Origin of the sequence: Actinomadura sp. (assembly GCF_044508335.1) — a bacterium.
Taxonomy (GTDB): Bacteria; Actinomycetota; Actinomycetes; order Streptosporangiales; family Streptosporangiaceae; genus Spirillospora.
On record NZ_JBIQHY010000145.1, the window covers coordinates 10,670 to 16,715 of the forward strand.

5 protein-coding genes are annotated in these 6,046 nt (G+C 73.2%); 4 read left to right on the top strand and 1 reads right to left on the bottom strand.

Annotation, left to right across the window (positions count from 1 at the left end; all coding sequences use genetic code 11):
* The 3 genes from ACIWVC_RS30975 to ACIWVC_RS30985 form a co-directional block, all read left to right on the top strand.
* The coding region (locus ACIWVC_RS30975; RefSeq protein WP_396451898.1) for an aldehyde dehydrogenase at window positions 1-1,472 on the top strand (1,472 nt) is incomplete at its 5' end.
* A gap of 47 nt (window positions 1,473-1,519) precedes the next feature.
* Window positions 1,520-3,184 (top strand): PEP-utilizing enzyme, encoded by a 1,665-nt coding sequence (locus tag ACIWVC_RS30980; protein WP_396454915.1) that lies wholly within the window; start codon window positions 1,520-1,522, stop codon window positions 3,182-3,184.
* Window positions 3,169-4,101 (top strand): PEP/pyruvate-binding domain-containing protein, encoded by a 933-nt coding sequence (locus tag ACIWVC_RS30985; RefSeq protein WP_396454916.1) that lies wholly within the window; start codon window positions 3,169-3,171, stop codon window positions 4,099-4,101. Before ACIWVC_RS30980 ends, ACIWVC_RS30985 begins: the two co-directional genes overlap by 16 nt.
* Window positions 4,102-4,201: 100 nt before the next feature.
* Here ACIWVC_RS30985 and ACIWVC_RS30990 read toward each other — a convergent pair whose 3' ends face one another.
* On the bottom strand, window positions 4,202-4,705 hold the full coding sequence (locus ACIWVC_RS30990) for a MarR family winged helix-turn-helix transcriptional regulator (RefSeq protein ID WP_396451903.1): 504 nt from the start codon (window positions 4,703-4,705) through the stop codon (window positions 4,202-4,204).
* A 238-nt stretch (window positions 4,706-4,943) separates the two neighbouring features.
* On the opposite strand from ACIWVC_RS30990, the gene ACIWVC_RS30995 reads away from it, so the two are divergent.
* Entirely contained in the window at window positions 4,944-6,005 is a 1,062-nt protein-coding gene (locus ACIWVC_RS30995) for a PHB depolymerase family esterase (RefSeq protein WP_396454917.1), read from the top strand.
* Window positions 6,006-6,046 lie beyond the last annotated feature (41 nt).

The window sequence follows — 6,046 nt, forward strand, 5'->3', positions numbered from 1 at the left end:
ACAAGGCAAGCAGGGACAAGGCAGGTAGGAGGGAACGCCCGATGGACGTCTACGGGCACGTCATCGACGGCCGGGAGACCGGCTCCGCGGACGGCGCCGACTTCGCCACCGTCGACCCGTACCGGCGCGAGCCGTGGGCGCGGGTCGCGCTCGGGTCGGCGGCCGACGCCGGCCTGGCGGTGCGCGCGGCGCGGACGGCGTTCGACACCGGGCCCTGGCCGCGCATGGGGTTCGCCGAGCGCGGCGCGGTCCTGCACCGGCTCGCCGACCTGGTCGAGTGGAACGCCGAAACGCTCGCGCTCGCCGACACCCGCGACATGGGCAAGCCGATCGCGCAGAGCCGCGACAACGACGTGGCCCGCGCGGCGGCCAACCTGCGCTTCTTCGCCGACCACGCGCGGCTCAGCCCGGCCGAGGCGCTGCCGATGGACACCGGGCACCACGCCTATACGCGGTTCGAACCCGCCGGGGTCGTGGCGGCGATCGCGCCGTGGAACTTCCCGCTCATGCTCGCGACCTGGAAGATCGCCCCGGCCCTGGCCTGGGGCAACACGGTGGTGCTCAAGCCCGCCGAGGACACCCCGGTCTCCGCGACGCTGCTCGCCCGGCTGGCGATCGAGGCGGGGATGCCGCCCGGCGTGCTCAACGTCGTCCACGGATACGGCCCCGAGTCGGTGGGACAGGCGCTGACCGAGCACCCGGACGTCGACCGGATCACCTTCACCGGCGAGACCGGGACCGGCCGCGCCATCAGCCGCGCCGCCGCCGCCAACCTGACGCCGGTGAGCCTGGAACTCGGCGGCAAGGGCGCCAACCTCGTGTTCGCCGACGCCGACCTGGACGACGCAGTCGAGTGGTCGATCAAGGCGGTGTTCACCAACGCGGGGCAGGTGTGCCTGGCGGGCAGCCGGCTGTACGTCCAGCGTCCGGTCTACGAGGAGTTCCTGGCGAGGTTCGTCGCCGCGGCCGAGAGCATGGTGCTCGGCGACCCGGCCGACCCGGCCACCGAGATCGGCCCGCTCGCGTCGCGGGAGCACTACCGCAAGGTCCGCGGCTACGTGCAGACGGTGGCCGCGGAAGGCGGCAAGATCCTCTGCGGCGGCCTGGGAGAAGGCTGGTTCGTCCGGCCGACGGTCGCGGTGGACCTGCCGCCGGACGCGCGGCACTGCACACAGGAGATCTTCGGCCCCGTCGTCGTGGTCGCGCCCTTCGACACCGAGGACGAGGGGGTCGGCCTCGCCAACGGCACCCCCTACGGGCTCAACGCCATGCTGTTCACCGAGGACCTGAACCGCGCCCACCGGGTGTCCGCGCGGCTGCGGGCCGGCACCGTGTGGGTCAACTGCTTCTTCGTCCGGGACCTGCGGGCACCGTTCGGCGGCGTGGGCGACTCCGGCGTCGGACGCGAGGGCGGCTCGTTCAGCCGCGAGTTCTTCACCGAGCCCAAAGCGGTCGTCATGCAGATCGACTAGCCTGCCACGCACGGAGGTGACGTGCCCGTGAGCAGGTCGAACATCTCATGAACCCGGCCTTCGTCCCGGGACCCGCCGGCGGGGAGCCCTGGTACCCGGCGGCGCCGCCGCGCCCGGCCGGACCGGACCGCCCGGCCCCGCTGACCGCGCGCGACCTGGACCGGGCCTGGTACCTGGACTTCCACTACCCGCGCGGCGTCGTCCCCCTCGGCACGGCGCTCGTCGACGACCTCGTCGACGGTGCGCAGCGGGCGGCCGCGGGCCTGCCGCTCACATCCGGCCGGGGGCTGAGCGTGCGCTACGTGGGACCGCACGTCTACATCGGCGCGGTGCCGGGCGACGAGCCGGACCCCGCCGAACGCGCCCGGGCGCTGGCCGAGGTGCGCCGCTACCCCGCGGTCTTCCGGCGGCGGTGGCGGGAGGCCGCCGCCGGACTGGAGGCGGAGCTGGCCGCCCTCGGGCGCACCGACCTCTCCGGGCTCGGCCGGGACGGCATCGGCGCCCATCTCGACCGCGCCCGCCGCGCCCACGCGCGCGCCTGGCGGCTGCACTTCTCGGTGATGTACCGGCTGCTGGCCTGCCACGAGCTGATCCGGAGCGAACTCGCGGAGGCGGGCGTCGACCCGCACGTGCTGACGGCGCTCCTGCAGGCGGCGGACAACCGCGTCCGCGCCGCCGACCGGGCCCTGCGCGGCCTGGCCGAGCGGGCCCGGCAGGCGGGACTGGCCCCCGCGTTCTCGGCGGGGCCGGGGCCGATCCTGCCGCGGCTCGCCGGCGACCCGGCCGCCGCCTCCTGGCTCGCCGCGTTCACGGCGTTCGTCGAGGCCCACGGCGACAGATCCGACTCCGTCGGCGACCTGACGGCCCCGTCCTGGCAGGAGGACCCGGAGCAGGTCTTGGCCCTCCTGCGCCCTCTCGTGCTGGGCGGGGCCCCTGCCCCCGCTATGCCGGACGCCGCGCCGCCCCCGGGCCTCGGCGCCCCCGCCGAGCGGCTCATCGAGGACGCGCTGCGCGCCAACATCGTCTGGTGGAACGAGGAGCACAACCTCGTGATCGATCTGCGGGCGCACCTGCCGGTCCGCAGGGCGGCGCTCGCGCTGGCCGCCGCGACGCGCGCTCCCGCCCCCGACGCGGTGCTCTTCCTGTTCCCGGCGGAGGTCGACCGCCTTATCAGCGGGACGTCCGACTGGGGGGAGCTGGCGGAGCCGGCCGCCGCCCGCCGCGCGTACCACCGGGCGTGGCAGGCGCGCCGGAGCGAACTGCCGCCTTCGGTCGGAGCCTCGGCGGCCCCCGGCACGGACCCGGTCGTGACGCAGATCCTCTGCGCCGGCCTCGCGGGCGGGCGCGGGTCCGGCCCGTCCGCCGTCCTGCGGGGCCTCGGGGTCTCGCGGGGCACCGCCCGGGGGCCGGTGCGCGTCATCCGCTCCCCGGAGCAGCTGTCCACCGTGCGTCCCGGCGACGTCCTCGTGTGCGAGGCGACCTCGCCGAGCTGGACACCGGTCTTCGGTCTCCTCGCGGCCTGCGTCTGCGACGTCGGCGGCATGCTCACCCACGCGGCCGCCGTCAGCCGGGAGCACGGCATCCCCTGCGTCTGCGACGTCGGCACGGCCACCCGCGTGCTCCGCGACGGCGACGAGATCGAGGTCGACGGCGCCGCCGGCACCGTGACGGTGCTGTCCAGGCGAGGAGACCCGGCGTGCACCCCTGGGTGATCCCGCTCTGCCCGGACGCCCGGCGCTGCGGCAACAAGCTGGCGACGCTCGCCCGCATGGCCGACGCCGGCCTGCCCACCCCGGGCGGCGTCGCCGTCACGGCCGCCGCCTTCGAGGCGCTGGTCCCCACCCTGCCGGGCCTCGGCGATCCGCCCTGCGACCTCGCCGGTCTGCGCCGGACCCACACGCAGGCCCGCGACGCGATCCGCGCCGTGCCCTGGCCCCCCGGCTTCGCGGAGGCCCTGGCCCGTGCGTGCCCCGGCGGCCCGCTCGCGGTGCGCAGCTCCGCCGGCTGGGAGGACACTCCGGACTCCAGCGCCGCCGGGCAGCTCGGCAGCGTCATCGGCGTCGCACGCGAGGGGCTGCGCGACGCCGTCGCGGAGGTCTGGGCGAGCGCGTTCTCCCCGACCGCGCTGACCCACCGGCTCCGCGTCGGACGCCCACCCGAACCGGAGCCGATCGCCGTCGGCGTCCAGCCGCTGGTCCCCGCCGAACTGTCGGGTGTCGCCTATTCGGCCCATCCCGTCACCGGGGACGCGTCCGTGCTGGTGATCGAGGCGATCAACGGACTGTGCGGGCCGCTGACCGACGGCCGTGTGGTCCCCGCCCACCTGGAACTGGGCCGCACGGGCCGCGTCCTCACCGAACGCCCTTCCCGCCAGCACGTGCTCGCCGCCTACGACCCGGCATCGGCCGCGGTCGTCGACCGTCCCTGCGCAGGCCCGGTCACACTGCCGCCAACCCGCATCGAGCGGATCCGCCACAGTCTCCTGCTGGCCGAAGAAGTCCTCGGCCGACCCGTGGACATCGAATGGTCCTGGGGCGCTACAGGTTTCGTCCTGCTACAGGCCCGCCCCATCCCGCGAAGCCACCGCGGAGAGATGTCACCCGGCTTGCCCCTGAGCCCGCGGTCGTAAGTGAGGAACGTATAGGAGGCAGGCGAGTTCCGCGCCGCCGAGCACCTTGCTCTAGTTCCGATGAGCACGGTCGATTCAGGCTCCTATGGGGGTGGGAGCCTTAGCCGGCGGGGTCTTGGAGGCGGTGGCGGGTGGTGTTCGTGTCGGGGCGGAGGGCGTGGGCGCAGGTCAGGAGTTGCTCGGCCAGCGACTTGCGGGCGGCGGTGTCGAGCTCGGCGAACATGACCGCTTCGATCTCGTCCAGTTCCCGGTCGCAGCGGCGCAGGACGTCCAGGCCGGTGCCGGTGACACGGGCGCGCAGTACGCGTCCGCCGTCCGGATGCGGATCGCGGCGGATCAGCCCGCGCCGCTCCAGGTCGCGGATGACCAGGTTCATCGCCTGCGGCGTGACGAAGGCGATGCGGGCCAGTTCCGCCGACGACGGCCCGTCGCGCAGGCGCAGCTCGCTGAGCGCCATGTACTCGGTCGTGGTGAGGCCGTGCCGGGCGAGCGCGTCGTCGAGATGGGCCCGGATGCGTCGCTCCAGCCTGAACACCAGGTAGCTCACGCGCGGGTGCGGTGCACCGGCCTGCCGGGCCGATGGGGGAGTGCGGCGGTCGGTCACCGGAAGACCATACCCCCCGCGCCCCAGGGCGGCCGTGAAAGTTTTCATGAATGCGGAACGCGGATCTTGATATCAAGGGCCTTGATACCTGCGGAAACTCGTTTTCCGTGATTTGATCTGCCGCCCGCCCAAGGCGGAGCGTTGACGATGATCTACGCCCCTCCTATATTTCGGCAATTGATGGCGCGTCCGACAAAAGTCGGGGCGTTATGTATCGTGCCCGAATTGAGGAGGGCGGATGAAACGACTCATGGCCATGCTGGCCGGTGCCTGCGCGGCGATGCTGTGCGCGGTCATGACGGCCGTGCTGCCGGTACAGCACGCGGCCGCGGCCGGCCTGACGCAGGTCACCGGCTTCGGCGACAACCCGGGCAATCTGCAGATGTACGTTTACGTGCCCGACACGGTGCGGGCGTCGCCGGCGATCGTGATGGCGCTGCATCCGTGCGGCGGTTCGGGGCCGGGATTCTATTCGTCCAGCGAGTTCGCGTCCCTGGCCGACCGGTACGGATTCTTGGTGATCTTCCCGTCGGCGTCGAACAAGAAGTTCAACTGCTTCGACAACTGGTCCGACGCGTCGAAGGTGCGCGGCGGACGCACCGACCCGGTCTCGCTCATGTCAATGATCACTTATGCGGAGCAGCGCTACGGCGGCGACCCGGACCGGGTGTTCGTGACCGGCAGTTCCTCGGGCGGCATGATGACCAACGCCATGGCCGCCCTGTACCCGGAGGTCTTCGAGGCGGGCGCGGCGTTCATGGGCGTCCCCTTCGCGTGCTTCCCCAACGAGGACGCCTACCAGCCGGGGGGCAACGCCTCCCCGTGCGTCGGCAAGACCGCACAGCAGTGGGGCGACATAGTGCGCCAGGCGAACCCCGGATACCAGGGGCCCTGGCCGCGGATGCAGCTCTGGCACGGCACCAACGACAACGTCGTCGCGTACGCCGAACTGGCCGAGGAGGTCAAGCAGTGGACGAACGTGCACGGCCTCAGCACCACGCCCACCTCTACTGACACCCCGCAGTCCGGCTGGACGCGGCAGCGGTTCGCCGACTCGTCCGGCAGCGCTCCGGTCGAGGCGATCACGGTTTCCGGCGCCGGACACAGCCTGCCGATGGCCGGCATGGCGGAGTACGCGGTCGAGTTCTTCGGCCTCGCCTCCGGCGGCCCCACGGAGCCCCCGCCGTCCGACTTCACCTGCCAGGTCGCCTACACCGCCAACACCTGGAACAACGGCTTCACCGCGAACATCGGCATCACCAGCACGACCGCCGTCAACGGCTGGACCCTGATGCGATGAAGGAGCGGGGCCTCCGCTCCTGGTGACGGTTCCGGGTATCC

Bases quoted from the DNA above. Each gene is read 5' to 3' on its own strand.
- ACIWVC_RS30980 (WP_396454915.1), top strand. From the start codon at position 1,520: ATGAACCCGGCCTTCGTCCCGGGACCCGCCGGCGGGGAGCCCTGGTAC.
- ACIWVC_RS30995 (WP_396454917.1), top strand. From the start codon at position 4,944: ATGAAACGACTCATGGCCATGCTGGCCGGTGCCTGCGCGGCGATGCTG.